The 17799-nt window shown below is 67.0% G+C and carries 19 protein-coding genes; 16 read left to right on the top strand and 3 right to left on the bottom strand.

Annotated elements, in window-relative coordinates:
* Positions 1-13 precede the first annotated feature (13 nt).
* On the top strand, positions 14-907 hold the full coding sequence (ubiA, locus tag AC3WUM_RS06925) for a 4-hydroxybenzoate octaprenyltransferase (protein ID WP_492409466.1): 894 nt from the start codon (positions 14-16) through the stop codon (positions 905-907).
* Between the two features lie 34 nt (positions 908-941).
* Positions 942-1145: an alpha/beta hydrolase family protein gene (locus AC3WUM_RS06920; protein WP_492409465.1), complete on the top strand. Its 204-nt coding sequence runs from the start codon at positions 942-944 to the stop codon at positions 1143-1145.
* 7 nt (positions 1146-1152) lie between these two features.
* Here AC3WUM_RS06920 and AC3WUM_RS06915 read toward each other — a convergent pair whose 3' ends face one another.
* Positions 1153-1509, bottom strand: coding sequence for a hypothetical protein (locus AC3WUM_RS06915; protein ID WP_492409464.1), 357 nt, complete (start codon positions 1507-1509; stop codon positions 1153-1155).
* Between the two features lie 88 nt (positions 1510-1597).
* Positions 1598-2317, bottom strand: coding sequence for a ComFC family protein (locus AC3WUM_RS06910; RefSeq protein ID WP_492409463.1), 720 nt, complete (start codon positions 2315-2317; stop codon positions 1598-1600).
* A 54-nt stretch (positions 2318-2371) separates the two neighbouring features.
* On the opposite strand from AC3WUM_RS06910, the gene bioB reads away from it, so the two are divergent.
* The 8 genes from bioB to AC3WUM_RS06870 all read left to right on the top strand — a co-directional run bounded on the left by bioB (position 2372) and on the right by AC3WUM_RS06870 (position 10759).
* Complete coding sequence (bioB, locus tag AC3WUM_RS06905) at positions 2372-3448, top strand: biotin synthase BioB (protein ID WP_492409462.1); 1077 nt, start codon at positions 2372-2374, stop codon at positions 3446-3448.
* Between the two features lie 265 nt (positions 3449-3713).
* Positions 3714-4826 (top strand): aminotransferase class I/II-fold pyridoxal phosphate-dependent enzyme, encoded by a 1113-nt coding sequence (locus AC3WUM_RS06900; protein ID WP_492409461.1) that lies wholly within the window; start codon positions 3714-3716, stop codon positions 4824-4826.
* A gap of 5 nt (positions 4827-4831) precedes the next feature.
* Positions 4832-5512 (top strand): dethiobiotin synthase, encoded by a 681-nt coding sequence (gene bioD / locus AC3WUM_RS06895; RefSeq protein ID WP_492409460.1) that lies wholly within the window; start codon positions 4832-4834, stop codon positions 5510-5512.
* 135 nt (positions 5513-5647) lie between these two features.
* A complete protein-coding gene (locus AC3WUM_RS06890) occupies positions 5648-6184 on the top strand; it encodes a DUF2244 domain-containing protein (protein ID WP_492409459.1) in 537 nt (178 codons plus the stop codon).
* A 4-nt stretch (positions 6185-6188) separates the two neighbouring features.
* Positions 6189-7427, top strand: a complete 1239-nt coding sequence (coxB, locus tag AC3WUM_RS06885; RefSeq protein ID WP_492409458.1) for a cytochrome c oxidase subunit II — start codon at positions 6189-6191, stop codon at positions 7425-7427.
* A 60-nt stretch (positions 7428-7487) separates the two neighbouring features.
* A complete protein-coding gene (gene ctaD / locus AC3WUM_RS06880; RefSeq protein WP_492409457.1) occupies positions 7488-9128 on the top strand; it encodes a cytochrome c oxidase subunit I in 1641 nt (546 codons plus the stop codon).
* A 140-nt stretch (positions 9129-9268) separates the two neighbouring features.
* Entirely contained in the window at positions 9269-9844 is a 576-nt protein-coding gene (locus tag AC3WUM_RS06875; protein WP_492409456.1) for a cytochrome c oxidase assembly protein, read from the top strand.
* A 21-nt stretch (positions 9845-9865) separates the two neighbouring features.
* Positions 9866-10759, top strand: coding sequence for a cytochrome c oxidase subunit 3 (locus tag AC3WUM_RS06870; protein ID WP_492409455.1), 894 nt, complete (start codon positions 9866-9868; stop codon positions 10757-10759).
* A gap of 80 nt (positions 10760-10839) precedes the next feature.
* On the opposite strand, the gene AC3WUM_RS06865 is transcribed toward AC3WUM_RS06870, so the two are convergent.
* Positions 10840-11049, bottom strand: coding sequence for a DUF2909 domain-containing protein (locus tag AC3WUM_RS06865; RefSeq protein ID WP_492409454.1), 210 nt, complete (start codon positions 11047-11049; stop codon positions 10840-10842).
* 108 nt (positions 11050-11157) lie between these two features.
* Between AC3WUM_RS06865 and AC3WUM_RS06860 the strand changes: the two genes are divergently transcribed.
* From AC3WUM_RS06860 to malQ, 6 genes are all read left to right on the top strand, one after another.
* On the top strand, positions 11158-11904 hold the full coding sequence (locus tag AC3WUM_RS06860) for an SURF1 family protein (RefSeq protein WP_492409453.1): 747 nt from the start codon (positions 11158-11160) through the stop codon (positions 11902-11904).
* Positions 11901-12527, top strand: coding sequence for a redox-active disulfide-containing membrane protein (locus AC3WUM_RS06855; protein WP_492409452.1), 627 nt, complete (start codon positions 11901-11903; stop codon positions 12525-12527). Before AC3WUM_RS06860 ends, AC3WUM_RS06855 begins: the two co-directional genes overlap by 4 nt.
* 54 nt (positions 12528-12581) lie before the next feature.
* Complete coding sequence (locus tag AC3WUM_RS06850) at positions 12582-13562, top strand: COX15/CtaA family protein (protein WP_492409451.1); 981 nt, start codon at positions 12582-12584, stop codon at positions 13560-13562.
* A gap of 16 nt (positions 13563-13578) precedes the next feature.
* The gene (gene cyoE / locus AC3WUM_RS06845) at positions 13579-14469 is read left to right on the top strand and encodes a heme o synthase (protein WP_492409450.1); all 891 of its coding nucleotides are present in this window, start codon (positions 13579-13581) and stop codon (positions 14467-14469) included.
* Positions 14470-14580: 111 nt separating this feature from the next.
* Positions 14581-16257: a glycoside hydrolase family 57 protein gene (locus tag AC3WUM_RS06840; protein WP_492409449.1), complete on the top strand. Its 1677-nt coding sequence runs from the start codon at positions 14581-14583 to the stop codon at positions 16255-16257.
* Between the two features lie 21 nt (positions 16258-16278).
* A complete protein-coding gene (gene malQ / locus AC3WUM_RS06835; protein WP_492409448.1) occupies positions 16279-17778 on the top strand; it encodes a 4-alpha-glucanotransferase in 1500 nt (499 codons plus the stop codon).
* Positions 17779-17799 lie beyond the last annotated feature (21 nt).

Raw genomic sequence — 17799 nt, 5'->3', positions numbered from 1 at the left:
TTACACTGCGCGCATGAACAGCTCTCCCACGCCGGGCTTCGCCGCCAGGTTCGATATCTACTGGCGGCTCATGCGCTTTCACCGGCCGATCGGCATCTACCTGCTGCTGTGGCCGACGCTGTGGGGGCTGTGGTTCGCGGCGGGCGGCCTGCCGCCGTTCAAGGTGCTCGTGGTGTTCGTGCTCGGCACCGTGCTGATGCGCGCCGCGGGCTGCGTGATCAACGATTTCGCCGATCGCGATTTCGACCCGCAGGTCGCGCGCACACGCGATCGTCCGCTCGCGGCCGGCGAGATCGGCTCGGGCGAGGCGCTGCGGCTGTTCGTGGTGGTGGCGCTGATCGCGTTCGGGCTCACGACTTCGCTGCACAACCTCCGCGTGCTCGCGCTCGCGCTGCCGGCGGTGGCGATCGCCGCGGCGTATCCGTTCATGAAGCGGTTCATCAGCATTCCGCAGGCGGTGCTCGGGCTCGCGTTCTCCTGGGGCATTCCGATGGCCTACGCGGCCGTGCGCGAGCGCCTGCCGATCGGCGAGATCGCCGCGCTGATGATCGCGAACATCGCCTGGGTGATCGCCTACGACACCTACTATGCGATGGCCGACCGCGCCGACGATCTGAAGGCCGGCGTCAAATCGAGCGCGATCCTGTTCGGCCGCGCGGATCGCACGATCGTGTTCGCGCTGCAATGGATCGCGCTGCTGCTGATGGCGGGTGTCGGCATCGCGCATGCGCTCGGCTGGGCGTATTACGCGGGGCTGGCGTTTGCCGCGCTGACCACGCTGCATCAATGGCGCATCAGCGCGTCGCGCGAGCCGGCGGCCTGCATGCGCGCGTTCCTGCACAACAACTACTACGGGCTCGCGATCTTCATCGGCACGGCGCTGTCTTTGCCTCCAGTTTCACTCTGAGGCCGCAGGTTCTTCCAGGATTTCCCGCGATCCGGTGAAGTCGATCGCCAATATCGGCGGCAGCGACCGCCTCGTGTGCATCGATCACGCAAGGGATTACGAAAAAGCGCTGCAGGCGGCCGGTGTGCCGACCGAGCTCTACGTGCTGCGCGGGCGCGGGCACATCGGCGCGTTTTTGACCGACGGCAGCGCGGTCGACGCGGCGATCGATTTCCTCGATCGCTACCTGCGCAAATGACGGCGTTTCACGGCGCGTTGGCGCTCGCGACGGCTGCGTCCATCTGCTGCTGGATGCGCTGCACGTCGGCCATCGCCACGTCGAGATAGGCGTTGACGCAATCGGTGTAGGCCTGCGCCTGCTGGTTGTAGCGCTCGACGACCAGCTTGTACTGCGCGGCCTGGGCCGAGTTGCTGAGCTCCATCGGCGCAAACGGCTTCACCGGCTTGCTGCAGCTCATCGCCGGATAGCGACTGTCGGGCAGCCTCGATTCCTTTGAAGGGTCCTGTGCCTGCACCTGCGCCGCCGCGAGCAGCAGGGCGAGGGCGACGAGGCTGGGTGAGCGCGCCACAGAAAAGCGGCGCGCGTGCCGGGCGAGTGTCATGGTCGGTTCGGTGGAGAAAACGCCTGCAGACCATAGCGGCTCGACCTGCGCGGCGCCCGCGTCTTTACCCACATTTACGCAACGCGCCTCACGGCGTGCGCGCCGCCGCCCAGGCCTCGATGCGTGCCGCCCCGGCCTTGCGGCAGACGCGCGCGAGCTCGTCGAACGTCGCGCCGGTGGTCATCACGTCGTCGACGATCGCGACATGCAGTCCATCGAGCCGTCGGCCGAGTTCGAAAGCCCCGCGCAGGTTGCGCCGCCGCTCGCTCGCCGATTGCCCGATCTGGTCGGGCCTGGCGTGGACGCGCCGCAGGCTGCGGGCGTCGATCCCGATCGCCAGCGCCTTGCCGATTTCGCGCGCGAGCAGCTGCGCCTGGTTGTAGCCGCGGCCCATCAGCCGCCGCCAGTGCAGCGGAACCGGCAGCAGCAGATCGGGTAGCGGAGCGGCGCGATGCTGCAGGCCTTCGGCCATCAGCCCGCCGAGCAGGCGCGCCTGTTCGAAACGCGCCGCGTACTTGAATCCGAGGATGCCGAGCCGCACGGGCGGGGCGAGCCGGAACGGCGCCCAGGCCGCATCGAAGCGTCGCGGGCGGCGCAGGCAGGCCGGGCAGGGCAGGCCGCGCGTCGACGGAATCGCGCAGCCCGGACAGGCTTCGAGGTTCCAGGGCAGGTCGGCCTTGCAGCCCTCGCAGAGCAGCTCGGCGCTCGTCGGCAGCTCGCAGCACAGGCAATGCGGGCTGCTGAGCAGATGGCGCAGCGGCTCCAGGCTGTAAACCTCGGAGAGCCTGGAAAAGTTGACAGCCCCCATGCCGGTTTTCACACTCGCTCCCCTCATTCCCAAAAAGAAGCCACGCGTCCAGCCATGACGACCGCCGCCGACATCCGCCACGACTGGACCCGCGAAGAAGTCCAGGCCCTGTTCGACCTGCCGTTCATGGACCTCATGTTCAAGGCCCAGGAGCTGCATCGCCGCTACCAGAAGCCGAACACCGTGCAGCTGTCGACCCTGCTGTCGATCAAGACCGGCGCCTGTCCCGAGGACTGCGCCTACTGCCCGCAGTCGGTGCGCTTCGAAACCGGGCTCAAGAAAGAGCCGCTGATGGAAGTGCGCGCCGTGGTCGAGGCCGCTCGCGAGGCCAAGGCCAACGGGGCGACGCGCTTCTGCATGGGAGCGGCCTGGCGCAGCCCCAAGGACCGCGACCTCGACAAGGTCGAGGCGATGGTTCGCGAGGTCAAGGAACTGGGTATGGAAACCTGCGTGACTTTGGGCATGCTCAAGTCGCACCAGGCGCAGCGCCTGGCCGACGCGGGCCTGGATTACTACAACCACAACCTCGATACCTCGCCCGAGTTCTACGGCAAGATCATCAGCACCCGCACCTATGAAGATCGCCTCGACACGCTCGCCAACGTGCGCGCGGCCGGCGTCAAGGTCTGCAGCGGCGGCATCGTCGGCATGGGCGAACAGACCGCCGATCGCGCCGAGCTGCTGCGCCAGCTCGCGACCATGGAGGTGCATCCGGAATCGGTGCCGATCAACGACCTCGTGCAGGTCGACGGCACGCCGCTCGCGATCGGCAAGCAGGAGCCCGTGCACGGCCTCGACTTCGTGCGCGTGATCGCGGTGGCCCGCGTGCTGATGCCGAAGTCCTCGGTGCGCCTGTCGGCCGGCCGTCAGGCGATGTCCGACGAGACCCAGGCGATGTGCTTCATGGCCGGCGCCAACTCGATCTTCTACGGCGACAAGCTGCTGACCACCGAAAACCCGCAGAACGCCAAGGATCGCGCGCTGATCGCCAAGCTCGGCATGCAGATCGAAGGCAAGGTGACGACCGAAGTGGCGGTTGGCAACGCCGAGGACTGCCATCGTCATGGCGGCTCGGCTTGCGAACACCATCACCATCACGAGCAGGGCCACGAGCACGCGGCTGCGGTTTGATCGGATTGCAGCTCAGATGAGTGGCGTCGAGCTGGCCAGCGTGTCCCCTCTCCCGCTGGCGGGAGAGGGTGGTCCGAAGGACCGGGAGAGGGGCGGGCCGGAGAGTGCGCGCACGTTTCAGGTAAACCCTCTCTCCCCTGCTTCGCAGGGACTCACTCCCGCAAGCGGGAGAGAGGAACAACTGCTCGCGGTTTCGAAGCCGAGCGTCCTCGACGCCCGCCTCGCCCCGCAGCTCGATTCCCTGCGCGACCGCTCGCTCTACCGCTTGCGCCGTACCGTCAGTGGCCAGCACGCGGTCCGCATGGTCGTCGACGGCAGGCCCTGCCTGAATTTCTGCGCCAACGACTATCTCGGCCTGGCGACCGATCCGCGCGTCGCCGAAGCGGCCAAACGCGCCATCTCGAACGGCGGCGTCGGCAGCACCGGCTCGGCGCTGATCAGCGGCTACGACGCCGAGCATCGCGCCTTCGAGGAGGAGTACGCCGATTTCATCGGCCGCCCGCGCGCCCTGCTGTTCTCGACCGGCACGGCCGCGAACATGGGCGTGCTGAAGGCCCTGCTCGGGCGTGGCGACGCGGTGATCGCCGACGAGCTCAATCACGCCTCGCTGATCGACGGTGCGCGCGCGAGCGGCGCCGAGTACATCCGGGTTCCGCATGCCGATCTCGCGGGCTATGAAGCCGCGCTCGCATCGCTGGCGCCATCGCGTTTCGCGGCCGTGGTGACCGACGGCGTCTTCAGCATGGACGGCGACATCGCCGACCTGCCGGCGCTGGCCAGGCTCACGCGCGCGGCCGGCGCGGCGCTGATCGTCGACGACGTCCACGGCCTCGGCGTGCTCGGCGAGCACGGTCGCGGCAGCGTCGAGCTGCTGGCCACCGAGCCCGACGTGCTCATCAATGGTCTCGGCAAGGCTTTCGGCTGCGCGGGCGGCATCGTCGCGGGCTCCGAAACGCTGATCGAATTCCTGATCCAGCGCGCCCGCAGCTGGATCTTCTCGACCGCTCCGCCGCCGGCGATCGCGGCCGCGGCGCGTGAATCGCTGCGCATCCTGCGCGCCGAACCCGAGCGCCGGGCCAGGCTGCTCGCGAACGTGCGGCATTTCATCGCCGGTGCGCATGAGCGCGGGCTGGCGATTCCGGAGCGTCCGGTGGCAACGCCGATCCAGCCCGTCATGGTCGGCGACGACGCCCGCGTGATGGCCCTTTCGGCCGAGCTCATGCGGCGCGGCTTCTGGGTCGCGGGCATTCGTCCACCGACGGTGCCGCGCGGCACCGCGCGCCTGCGCATCACCCTGTCGGCCGCGCACGAGTTCGCGCAGATCGAGGCGCTGCTCGACGCCCTGCACGACAGCCTCGCCGCGCTCGCGGCGGCCTGATCGCCTTGTCGACGCTGCGGACCGTCTTCGTCACCGGCACCGACACCGGCGTCGGCAAGACCCATGTCAGCGCAGCGCTGCTGCGGGCGGCGCGGGCCAGCGGCCTACGCGCCTGCGGCTACAAGCCGGTCGCGAGCGGCTGCGAACGCGATGCCGGCGGCCGGCTGCGCAACGAGGACGCGCTGGCCCTGCTCGCGGCCTCCGGCGCCGACGAGGCCTACGAGGCGGTGAACCCCTACGCCTTCGAGCCGCCCCTCGCCCCGCACATCGCGGCGCGCGAGGCGGGCGTCGAAGTCGAGTTGCGCGTGCTCGACGCCGCCGCCGACCGGCTTGCCGCCCGCCACGACTGGCTGCTCGTCGAAGGCGCGGGCGGCTGGCGTGTGCCGCTCAACGATGCGGCCGACTTCGCCGATTGGGTCGGCGCACGCGGCTGGCCGGTGCTGCTGGTCGTCGGCATGCGCCTGGGCTGCGTGAGCCATGCGCTGCTGACGGCCGAATCGATCCGCGCCCGCGGCCTGCGCCTGGCCGGCTGGGTCGCCAACGAACTGCCGCCGCGGCAGGACCGGCTCGACGAGAACATCCGCAGCATCGCCGGCCGCATCGGCGCTCCGCTGCTCGGGCGCATCGCCACCGGCGGCACGGATGCGGGCGCGGCTTTCGCGGCGCTGCGCAGCGCGCTCGCCTGAGCCCCGGCGCCACGCCCGCCGGAAAGCCCAATTCCCAAAAATTTTTGCGCCGGCTCAGCGGCATCCACTACAATCCGGCGGCTCGAAAGCCTCTGCACAGTGTGCGGCGCTCCCAGCCATCACCCGATACCAACCATGCCGGTCACCCGCATCGTCATTGGGCCGAACGCGTCGCTGGATGTTCGTGGGGCGTTGTGGTTCCTGGGTTCGCTGAGCGCTCTGGCGCTTTCGGTGGCAGCAGTCTGCGTCTGGTTCGGTTTTTGGCCCGTGTTGCCGTTCGCGGGCGCCGAGATCATGGCGGTGACCGCCGCGGTGTGGGTCAGCCTGCGCCGCAATCGCTACCGCGAAGTGATCAGTGTGGACGACGAGCGAGTGCTGGTGGAGTTCGGACAGACGGGGCGAGCTGGCGCAGCCAGCATCGATTCGCGGATCGAGTTTCCAAGAGCGTGGGTACGGGTAGCGATCGAGGCGGGCCACAACCGCCATGATCCGAGCCGGCTGCGCCTGGGCAGCTCGGGGCAATGGGTCGAGATCGGCCGCTGTCTGACGGAAGAGGAACGTGCGGCCTTGGCCGTGCGGCTAAAACAAGTATTGTCCGCTAAGCCGGCTTGGGGCCGGGTGATTGCCACCGAGGGGGCCGACGGGCCCGCTGGGAAGCCTTTTGGAGACTAGAAGCATGCTGAAGATGCCGGGTTGGGCGCGCGCCGTCGCGTTCTTGGGCTCACTTCTCGCCAGCGGTTCGGCGTTCGCCTACACGGGTGCGAAGTGGAATCTGCCCGAGGGTGTGACCGAGATCAGCCGCGAGGTCCACCATCTGCACATGATCATCTTCTGGGTCTGTGTGGTGATCGCCGTGGTCGTCTTCGGCGTCATGTTCTATTCGGTGTTCGCGCACCGTAAGTCGCGCCACCCGAAGCCGGCCGATTTCCACGAGTCCACGCTCGTTGAAATCATCTGGACCACGATTCCGTTCGTCATCCTGATCGGCATGGCCATTCCGGCTGCGGCCACGCTCGTGCGCATGGACAACACCGCCAACTCCGACATGACCGTGAAGATCACGGGCTATCAGTGGAAGTGGCAGTACGAATACATCGGTGAAGACGTTTCGTTCTTCTCCACGCTGGCCGCCGAATCGAACAAGGCGCGTCAGCTGCAGTCGGGCATCGACGTCAACACGGTGCCGAACTACCTCGTCGACGTGGACAACCCGCTGGTGCTGCCGGTGGGCAAGAAGGTCCGCTTCCTGATCACTTCCAACGACGTCATCCACGCCTGGTGGGTGTCCGAAATCGCGGTCAAGAAGGACGCGATCCCGGGCTACGTCAACGAAATCTGGACCAAGATCGATCAGCCCGGCACCTATCGCGGTGTCTGCGCCGAACTCTGTGGCCGTGACCACGGCTTCATGCCGATCGTCGTGAAGGCGCTGCCGGAAGACGAATACGCGGCCTGGCTCGCTTCGAAGAAGCAGGGCGGCACCGAAGTCGCCGCCGCCGCTCCGGCCACCGCGACCGACGCGGCTCCGGCTGCCGCCGAAGCGCCGGCCGCTGCCGCCGTCGAAGAGAAGACCGAAGTCGCTGCTGCAGCGGCTCCGGCCGAAGCCGCCAAGCCTGCCGCGGCCGCCGCTCCGGCGGCCGACGGCGAGAAGATCTACAAGGCCAACTGCGCGGCCTGCCATCAGCCCACCGGTGCCGGCGCTCCGCCGACCTTCCCGGCGCTCGCCGGCGGCAAGATCGTCAATGGTCCGAAGGATGCGGTGATCGGCCAGGTGCTGCACGGCAAGAACATGATGCCGCCGTTCCCGCAGCTCTCGGACGCCGAGATCGCCGCGGTGGCGACCTACATCCGCAGCTCGTGGGGCAACAAGGCCGACGCGGTGAGCGCGGCCGACGTCGCGGCGCAGCGCAAGTAAGCCGCACGCGCCGCCGACCCCAAACAGATAGCAGTCGATAGAGTTTTTCGGAGTTTTCGCATGGCTCACACCGATCACGCCCACCACGACGATCACGCGCACCACGGCCCCGAGAAGGGGATCATGCGCTGGATCAAGACCACCAACCACAAGGACCTGGGCACGCTGTACCTGGTGTTCGCGTTCATCATGTTCTTCATCGGCGGCCTGATGTCGCTGGTGATCCGCGCCGAGCTGTTCACGCCCGGCATGCAGTTCGTGCATCCCGAGTTCTTCAACTCGATGACCACGCTGCACGCGCTCGTGATGATCTTCGGCGGCGTGATGCCGGCCTTCACGGGCCTGGCGAACTGGATGGTGCCGATGCAGATCGGCTGCTCCGACCTGGCGCTGCCGCGCATCAACAACTGGGGCTTCTGGATCCTGCCGTTCGCGTTCGCGCTGCTGCTGTCGACCCTGTTCATGCCCTCCGGCGGCCCGGCCGGCGGCTGGACCATGTATCCGCCGCTCGTGCTGCAGATGGGCGAAGGCTTCCCGTTCCTGATCTTCGCCGTGCACTTGATGGGTATCAGCTCGATCACGGGCGCCATCAACGTCGCCGTGACGATCCTGAACATGCGCGCCCCCGGCATGACGCTGCTCAAGATGCCGCTGTTCTGCTGGACCTGGCTGATCACCGCCTACCTGCTGATCGCGACGATGCCGGTGCTCGCCGGCGCGGTCACGATGCTGCTGACCGACAAGTACTTCGGCACGAGCTTCTTCACGGCTTCGGGCGGTGGTGACCCGGTCCTGTTCCAGCATGTGTTCTGGTTCTTCGGCCACCCCGAGGTGTACATCCTGATCCTGCCGGCCTTCGGCGTGGTCTCGACGATCATCCCGACCTTCGCGCGCAAGACGCTGTTCGGCTACGACTCGATGGTCTATGCCACCGCGTCGATCGCGTTCCTGTCGTTCATCGTCTGGGCGCACCACATGTTCACGGTCGGCATGCCGCTGGCCGGCGAGCTGTTCTTCATGTTCAGCACCATGCTGATCGCGGTGCCGACCGGCGTGAAGGTGTTCAACTGGGTGGCGACGATGTGGAAGGGCTCGATGACCTTCGAGACCCCGATGCTGTTCGCCGTCGCCTTCGTGTTCCTGTTCTCGATCGGCGGCTTCTCGGGCCTGATGCTCGCGGTCGCGCCGGTCGATTTCCAGTACCACGATACCTACTTCGTGGTCGCGCACTTCCACTACGTGCTGGTGCCTGGCGCGGTGTTCTCGATCCTCGCGGGCGTCTACTACTGGATTCCGAAGTGGACCGGCCGCATGTACAACGAAACGCTCGGCAAGCTGCACTTCTGGCTGTCGGCGATCGCGATCAACGTGACCTTCTTCCCGCAGCACTTCTCGGGTCTGGCCGGCATGCAGCGCCGCGTTCCGGACTACGCCGTGCAGTTCACCGACTTCAACCAGATTTCCACGGTCGGCGCTTTCGTGTTCTTCTTCGCCCAGTTCATCTTCATCGGCAACATGCTCAAGTGCATGTTCAAGAAGGGCACCAAGGCGACGGACCGCGTCTGGGAAGGCGCGCACGGCCTCGAGTGGACGGTGCCGTCGCCGGCTCCGTATCACACCTTCGTCGATCCGCCGCACGTCGGTGACGCCGAAACGCAGAACCTGCACGACACCACCCACGCGCACGCCGGTCATCACTGATCGCGCCACGCTTGAATGAGTGCAATGGAAGCTGATCGCAAGCGGGCCCGGCGCAACGTGATTCTCGCGCTGGTGCACGTGCTGCTCGTGATCGTCGTGCTGGCCGGCTTCGTCTACGCGCAGACCCGGCGCTGAGCGGCATGAGCGCCACGGACCAGGGCCGCAAATCGGTACGCCGCACGGCCTTGATCATGGCCGGCGTGGTCGCCGGCATGTTCGGTTTCGGCTACGCGACGGTGCCGCTGTACAACGCGCTGTGCACGATCATCGGCCTCAACGGCAAGGTGTCGACCGAGGCGGTCAGTGAAAGCGGTGGGGCCGCGGTCGACAAGACGCGGCTCGTGAAGGTGCAGTTCGTGACCACCGTGAACGGCGGTCGCAATTGGGAGTTTCGTTCGGAACAGGCACAGGTCGAGGTGCATCCGGGCGAGTTCTCGACGGTGATGTTCCACGCTCGCAACACCGAGGATCACGACATCGTGGCCCAGGCGGTTCCGAACGTGGCGCCCACCGCCGCCGCACGGCATCTGCGCAAGTCGGAGTGCTTCTGCTTCAACAACCAGCCGTTCAAGGCCGGGGAAGCGAAGGAGATGCCGGTGCGCTTCGTGATTGATCCGGAGTTACCGCCGGAAGTGGATACGGTGACCCTGTCGTATACTTTTTTTGACGTGACGCAGACCGCTGCAAAGAGCGCGTCGGCATCACCCAACAGCTAGCACGAGGTTTGAGAGAGACCCATGGCGACGCCAGCCGCAACCCACGATCACGCACCGGACAAGAGTCACTATTTCGTTCCGGAGCCCACGGCCTGGCCGTTCATCCTGACCGCGGCCCTGGTGGCCGTCATCATCGGCGTCTGGGGCTATCTCGAAGAGCAGCACGTCGGCATGCTGCCGGTGTGGATCGGCTCGGCGCTGGCCATCTACATCATCTTCCGCTGGGTGCGCGGCATCTGCCTCGAGAGTGAGAGCGGTGCGTACAACGCGCAGGTCGATCGCACCTATCGCATGGGCATGGCCTGGTTCATCTTCTCCGAGGTCATGTTCTTCGCCGCCTTCTTCGGCGCTCTCTGGTACACGCGCGAAATGTCGGTGCCGTGGCTCTCGGGCGAGGGCGCCAAGATCGCCACGCACCTGACGCTGTGGCCCGGCTTCGAAAACACCTGGCCGACCAACGGCCCGGCCGCAGTCGGCGGCAAGTTCGAGACGGTTGGCGCCTGGGGCCTGCCGTTCGTGAACACCGTGCTGCTGATCACCTCGGGCATGACGCTCGAGAAGGCGCACCACGACCTCAAGGAGAACCACCGCCTGTCCTGCATCATCTGGATGTGGGTGACGGTCGCACTGGGTTCGCTGTTCCTGTACTTCCAGGCCAGCGAGTACATCCACGCCTACCACGAGCTCAATCTCAAGCTCACGTCGGGCGTCTACGGTTCCACCTTCTTCATGCTCACGGGCTTCCACGGCTTCCACGTGACGCTCGGCACGCTGATGCTCGCGATCATCGCGATCCGCCTGATGCTCGGCCACTTCAAGCCCGACAGCCACTTCGGCTTCGAAGGCGTGGCCTGGTACTGGCACTTCGTGGACGTGGTCTGGATCGGCCTGTTCATCTTCGTCTACATCGTCTGATCGATCGACGACGTGGTCAGCAAAAAGGCCCGCTCAGCGGGCCTTTTTGCTGTACGGATTCGAATCGGCGTTTCGTTGCCTCAGCCGCCGACCCCATGCGGCTTGATCCAGCCGAGGAAGAAGGCGAGCACGAGGAAGATCAGCAGCAGGGCCTGCAGCCCGACGCGCCAGATCAGGGCCCACAGCGCGCGGCGCTTGGTGCTCGGGTCGCGCACGACGAAGTAGCCGCCGGCGAGCAGGGCGACGATGATCGCGATCAGGAAGATGACGATGAAGCCGTTGACGACCATATGTTGTCCAAGGCGGTCCAGACTGAGCGGCGCATGGTATCGCCGTTCTCGATCGCTGCTAATGCCCGCATGCTCGCCGTCTCATACTGAAGGCCGCCCGACCGTCCGATGAGTGCCGCTCCCGCCAGCCGACTGCAGTTTCGCCCGCCGCTGTGGGCCTGGATCGGCCTGCTGCCGTGCCTGGCCCTGCTGATCGCGCTCGGAACCTGGCAGCTCGATCGCGGGCTCCGCAAGATCGCCTTGCAGCAGACGCTCGACGAGGCCCAGCAACAGGCGCCGACGGCGCTGTCGCGCAGCAGCGAGGCCGCGCAGAAGGACAGTGCCCTGCACGCCCGCGCCGAAGGCCGCTACGACAGCGCGCACCAGCTGCTGCTCGACAATGAAGGCTACGAAGGTCGCCCGGGGTATCATGTGCTGACCCCGCTTCGACTCGACGACGGCGCCATCGTCATCGTCAACCGTGGCTGGGTGCCGCAGACGGCGAGCCGTAGCCAGCTGCCGGATATCGCGGTCGGCGAACAGCTTCGGCAGGTCGCCGGTCTGTGGCGCGAACCGGCCCGGCCCGGCTTGCGACTGGCCGTCGACAACTGCGCAGGCGATGCCTGGCCGCGCGTGCTGCAGTATCCGGAGGTGAAGGATTTTCGCTGCCTGCTCGGCGAGGCCGTGTTGCCCGGCGTGCTGCTGTTGCAGGCCGACGCGGCCGACGGCTATGTGCGCGACTGGCGCGTGAGCACCGGTTTTCCGCCGCAGCGGCATTACGCCTACGCGGCCCAGTGGTACGCCTTCGCGGCGACTTTGCTGTTCCTGTTCGTGAAGCTCAACCTCAAACGCATTCCGAGAAGTCCTGACGCATGAACGCTGCTCCGCCCACCGCCGGCCCTCGCTCGCGCCTCACCGGCCGCACGCAGTTCGTGCTGCTCGCCCTGCTGTTCTTCGCCCCGTTCGTCGCGGCCTGGTCACTGTATTTCTACTTTCCGGATGCCCGGCCGACCGGCACGACCAATTACGGCCAGCTCGTGAACCCACCGTTGCAGCTGCCGAACTGGTCGCTGACCGAGCCCGATGGCAGCGCCTCCACCACCGAAGCGCTGCGCGGCAAATGGCTGCTGATCCAGCTCGTCGACGGCAGCTGCGACCAGGTCTGCACCGATCGCCTGGTCACCACGCGGCAGATGCGCACCGCCCTCGCGGCCGAGCGCGAACGCCTGCTGCGCGTGGTGCTCAGCAATGACGCGGCCGGCCTCGCGGCCCTGCAATCGCGCCTGGCGGCCGAGCAGCCCGACGTGAGCTGGCATGCGATGGCCGATCTGCTTGAGGCGCGTCGCTTCTTCGGTTCCACCGATGCCGAGGCGCTGTTCCTGGTCGATCCGGTCGGCAACTACCTGATGCTGTATCCGGGCGGCCACGGCGTGCAGGCCGACTTCAAGGGCATGCAAAAAGACATCAACAAGCTGCTCAAGCTGTCCCGCCTCGGTTGATGGACGACTAGAATGCCGCCCGCCGCGTCCGCGTCACCTCACACGTCACCGTCCATGCTCTGGTTCCGCCGCATCAATCTCACCGCCGTGCTGCTGTGCTTCGTCGTGGTGGTGTTCGGCGCCTTCGTGCGCCTGTCGGACGCCGGCCTCGGTTGCCCGGACTGGCCGGGCTGCTACGGGCACGTCGGCGTTCCGGAGGCCGATCACGACGTCGCCCAGGCCGAGCAGGCCTTCCCGGAGCGTCCGGTCGAGGCGCACAAGGCCTGGAAGGAAATGATCCACCGCTACCTGGCCTCGACGCTGGGTTTCCTGATCGTCGCGCTCGCGCTCATGAGCACACGCATCAAGGGCGCGCCGAAAAAGCTGCCTTGGGTGCTCGTCGGGCTCGTCGTGTTCCAGGGCCTGCTCGGCATGTGGACGGTCACGCTGCTGCTCAAGCCGCTCGTGGTCACGGGCCATCTGATCGGCGGCCTGACCACGCTGTCGCTGCTGCTGGGCCTGTGGCTGTCCGGGCGCGCGCACGGCAGCGCCAAGGCACCGCGCCCGCTGATCGGCGTCGCCACCATCGGCCTGATCCTCGTCGCGCTGCAGATTTTCCTCGGCGGCTGGACGAGTACCAATTACGCGGCACTGGCCTGTCCGGATTTTCCGACCTGCCATTACCGGCTCGTGCCCGAGACCGATTTCAAGACCGCGTTCACGCTCTGGCACGGGCTCGGCATCAACTACGAGCACGGCATTCTCGATGCGCGAGCGCGCGTGACGATTCACTGGGCGCATCGTGTCGGCGCGCTCGTGGTGAGCTTGTTCCTGCTGCTGCTCGCGGTGGCGCTGCTGCGCTGTCGCGAAAGCGTCTGGAAGCATTTCGGCCAGGCCGTGCTCGCGGTGCTCGCGCTGCAGATCACGCTCGGCATCACCACGGTACTGTTCCAGCTGCCGCTGCCGCTGGCCACCGCGCACAACGCCGGTGCCGCGCTGCTGCTGAGCACGCTACTGGCGCTCAACGTGCGCCTGCGCCAGGCGCCGCCGCGCTGACATGCGGAGCTCCGATATGACGTCCGCCGCCGAACACCCCAGCTCGCTGCTCCACGAGTACTACGAGCTCTGCAAGCCGCGCGTGGTCATGCTGATCGTGTTCACCGCGATCATCGGCATGTTCCTCGCGGTGCCGGGCCTGCCGCCGATCGCGGCGCTGGTCTGGGGCACGCTCGGTATCACGCTGCAGGCCGCTTCGGCCGCCGCGATCAACCAGATCATCGACCGCAACATCGACGCCAACATGGCGCGCACCTGCGGCCGTCCGCTCGTCACCGGCCGTCTCGGCATGACCGAGTCGATCGCGTTCGCGACCGTGATCGGACTCGCGGGCTTCGTCGTGCTGTGGTTTCTCGTCAACCCGCTCACGGCCGTGCTCACGCAGTTCACGCTGGTCGGCTACGCGGGCATCTACACGTTGTATCTGAAGCGCGCGACACCGCAGAACATCGTCATCGGCGGCGCCGCGGGCGCTGCGCCGCCCGTGCTCGGCTGGGTCGCCGCGACCGGCGAGCTGCATGCGCATTCGCTGATCCTGTTCCTGATCATCTTCATCTGGACGCCGCCGCATTTCTGGGCGCTCGCGATCGAGCGCCGCGACGAATACGCCAAGGCTGGCGTGCCGATGCTGCCGGTCACGCATGGCATCGAGTTCACGCGCACGCAGGTGCTGCTCTACACGGTGCTGCTCGTCGTCGTGACGATCCTGCCGTTCGTGACCGGCATGAGCGGGCTGCTGTACCTGATCGGCGCTCTGGGCCTGGGCGGCGTATTCCTGTACTACGCTTGGCGACTCAAGTTCTCGCCCGTGCCGGGCCTGCCGATGCGCACCTTCGGCTACTCGATCGTGTACCTGATGGGCCTGTTCACGTTCCTGCTCGTCGATCACTACGTGCGGCTGTTCTAGGGCTCGTTTCGGGCGCTGTTACGCCTGCCGAAAAATGCACGCGAACGACGTATAGCGGTTCAGATTCGCTTGGGTATGCTGTGTGTTCCGACCGGCACATCGAGCGACTGAATGAGCGACGACCGTTTGCGCGTGGTGGTGGGCTGGCACATGCACCAGCCCGAGTATCGCGACCCCGCGACGGGCGTCTCGGCGCTGCCGTGGACCTATCTGCACGCGATCAAGGACTACGCCGACATGGCGGCGCATTTCGAGGCCGACGAGTCGGCTCGCGGCGTCGTCAACTTCGCTCCGCTGTTGCTCGAACAGCTCGAAGCGCGCGCGCAGACGATCGCCGGTTTCCTCGCCCACGGCGCCGAACTCAAGGAGCCGCTGCTCGAAGCGCTCGTCGCCGAACACTATCCGCCCGATGCGACCGCGCGCCTCGCACTGATCCAGGCCGGCCTGCGCTCGCACAAGGAGCGCCTGATCGCGCGCTGGGAGCCTTACGCGGCACTTGCGAAAATCGCCGAACGCCTCGAGCAGGAGCCCGAGTTCGCGGCCTACCTGTCCGATGCCTACATCGCCGACCTGCTGACCTGGCTGCACCTGGCCTGGATGGGCGAAACGATCCGTCGCGACAATGCCTTCGTGCAGCAGCTCACCGAGCAGGGCCGCGGTTACACGCTGCAGCAGCGTCGCGAACTGCTCGCGCTGATCGGCGAGATCACCGCCGGCATCATTCCGCGCTACCGCAAGCTCGCCGAAAGCGGGCGCGTGGAGCTCACGACCACGCCGTACGGCCATCCGATCGTGCCGCTGCTGCTCGATCTGCAATCGGCGCACGAGGCGATGCCGGGTGCGCCGCTGCCGGCTGCCGCTGCGCAGTATCCGGGCGGCATCGAGCGCGCGCGCTGGCACTTCGAACGCGGGCTGCAGGTGTTCGAACGCTGCTTCGGCTTTCGACCCAAGGGCTGCTGGCCGTCCGAAGGTTCCATTTCCGAGGCGACGCTCAAGCTGCTGCCGGAATTCGGGTTCACCTGGACTGCATCGGGCGGCAACGTGCTGCATCACAGCGTGCTCAACGCCGGCCTGCGCACGGCGCCCGCGAACGCGCCCGTGCAGTTCGGTGACAACCCGCTGGCCTGCGTGTTCCGCGACGACGAGCTCTCCGACGCGGTGGGCTTCCAGTACCAGACCTGGCATGCGGACGACGCAGTCACGCACCTGCTCAAGCGCCTCGAAAGCCGCGCCTGGCAGACCCCTGGCGGACTGCTGCTGATCTATCTCGATGGCGAGAACGCCTGGGAGTTCTATCCGCACAACGCGTACTGGCTGCTGTCGACGCTGTATGCGCGCATCGCCGCGCATCCACAACTCAGGCTCGTGACGATGTCCGAGGCGCTGGCCGAGCAGGCGAGCCTTGCGCACTTGCCCAAGCTCACGGCCGGCAGCTGGGTTTACGGCACGTTTTCGACCTGGATCGGCAGTGCCGACAAGAACCGCGGCTGGGATCTGCTCGTGCATGCCAAGAGCGCCTACGACCGCGTGGTCGCGAGCAAACGCCTGTCGCCGGACGAGCTCACGGCGATCGATCGCCAGCTCGCGGTCTGCGAAGGCTCGGACTGGTTCTGGTGGCTCGGCGACTACAACCCCGATCGCGCGGTCAGCGATTTCGAATCGCTCTACCGCCTGCACCTGCGCCGGCTCTACGAAATGCTCGGCGAGCCGCCGCCGGCCGAACTCGCCGCCGTGCTGAGTCACGGCCAGGGCGACCCGGCCGCCGGCGGCGTGATGCGTGCGAACTAGGACTTGGGAAAAGGACTTCCGATGACGCTCAAAGCTGCGCCGGCCGCAACGGCGCCGACCAATCCGCTGGCCAGGCGCCGAGCCGGCGTGCTCGCGCACATCACCTCGCTGCCCGGGCCGCTCGGCAACGGTGACTTCAGCCACGACGCCTATCGCTTCGTCGATTTCGCCGTGCGCGCGGGCTTCTCGATCTGGCAGGTGCTGCCGCTCAATCCGACGCACGACGACGGCTCGCCGTACTACAGCACCTCGGCGAATGCCGGTAACCCGCTGCTGATCAGCCTCGACTGGCTCGTCGATCGCGGCTGGCTGGCCGATTACGAACGCGGGCTGGGCCGCGCCGAGGCGCGCGCGCATCGCGCGGATTGTCTGCGTCAGGCGCACGCGAAGTTCTTCGAAACCGCCAGCGCCGATTGGCTCGAACGCTATCGCCGCTTCTGCCGCGAGGCCGCGTACTGGCTCGACGATTACGTGCGCTTCGTCGCCTTCGACGCGCAATTCAAGAGCAGCTGGACCGCATGGCCCGAAGCGGTGCGCGACCGCAAGGGCGCGGCCTACAAGCGCGCGATCGAAGCGGTCGCCGAGCGCTGCGAGTTCGAGCGCTTCCAGCAATTCATCTTCGCGATGCAATGGACCGATCTGCGCGCCTACGCCAACGATCGCGGGCTCTACCTGTTCGGCGACCTGCCGATCTTCGTCGCCCATCACAGCGCCGACGTCTGGGCGCGGCCGACGCTCTGGAAGCTCGACGAGGCCGGCGAGCCGACCGTCGTCGCGGGCGTGCCGCCCGATTATTTCTCCAAGACCGGCCAGCTCTGGGGCAACCCGCTGTATCGCTGGCCCGAGCACCGGAAACAGGGCTACGACTGGTGGCTGCACCGGCTGGCCCGTCAGCGCGAGCTGTTCGACCTGCTGCGCATCGATCACTTTCGCGGCCTCGAAGCCTGTTGGGAGATTCCGGCCGGCGACACCACCGCGGTCAACGGCAGCTGGGTGAAATCGCCTGGCGAGGAATTGCTGAGGGCGGTCGCCGAAAAGCTCGGCGCCCTGCCACTGGTGGCCGAGGATCTCGGCGAGATCACGCCCGAAGTCGATGAACTGCGCAGGCGCTTCGGCCTGCCGGGCATGCGCGTGATGCAGTTCGGCTTCGACGGCGACCCGGCCAACCTGCATCTGCCGCACAACTACACCGTCGATTCGGTGGCCTACACGGGCACGCACGACAACGCGGTGACGCTCGAATGGTTCGAGGCGCTCGACGAAGCCAGCCTGCCGCTCGTGCAGCGCTATCTGCCCGACCCGGCGCCGATGCCGGACCCGCTGATCCGCGCGATCTACGCCTCGTGTGCGCAGCTCGCGATCATTCCGATGCAGGACGTGCTGAGCCTCGGCCAAGGCAACCGCATGAACACGCCCGGCACGCTGGCCGACGACAACTGGTGCTGGCGCTTCGATTGGAGCCAGCTCGAGGCCGGACGCACGCAGCAGCTCGCGGCGCTCGCGCGGCTCTACAACCGCTGACTTTCGCAGTCGAATAGGCAG

Source organism: Hydrocarboniphaga sp. FW305-C-57 (assembly GCF_058783045.1).
This window is presented reverse-complemented; position numbering and strand designations above follow the sequence as displayed.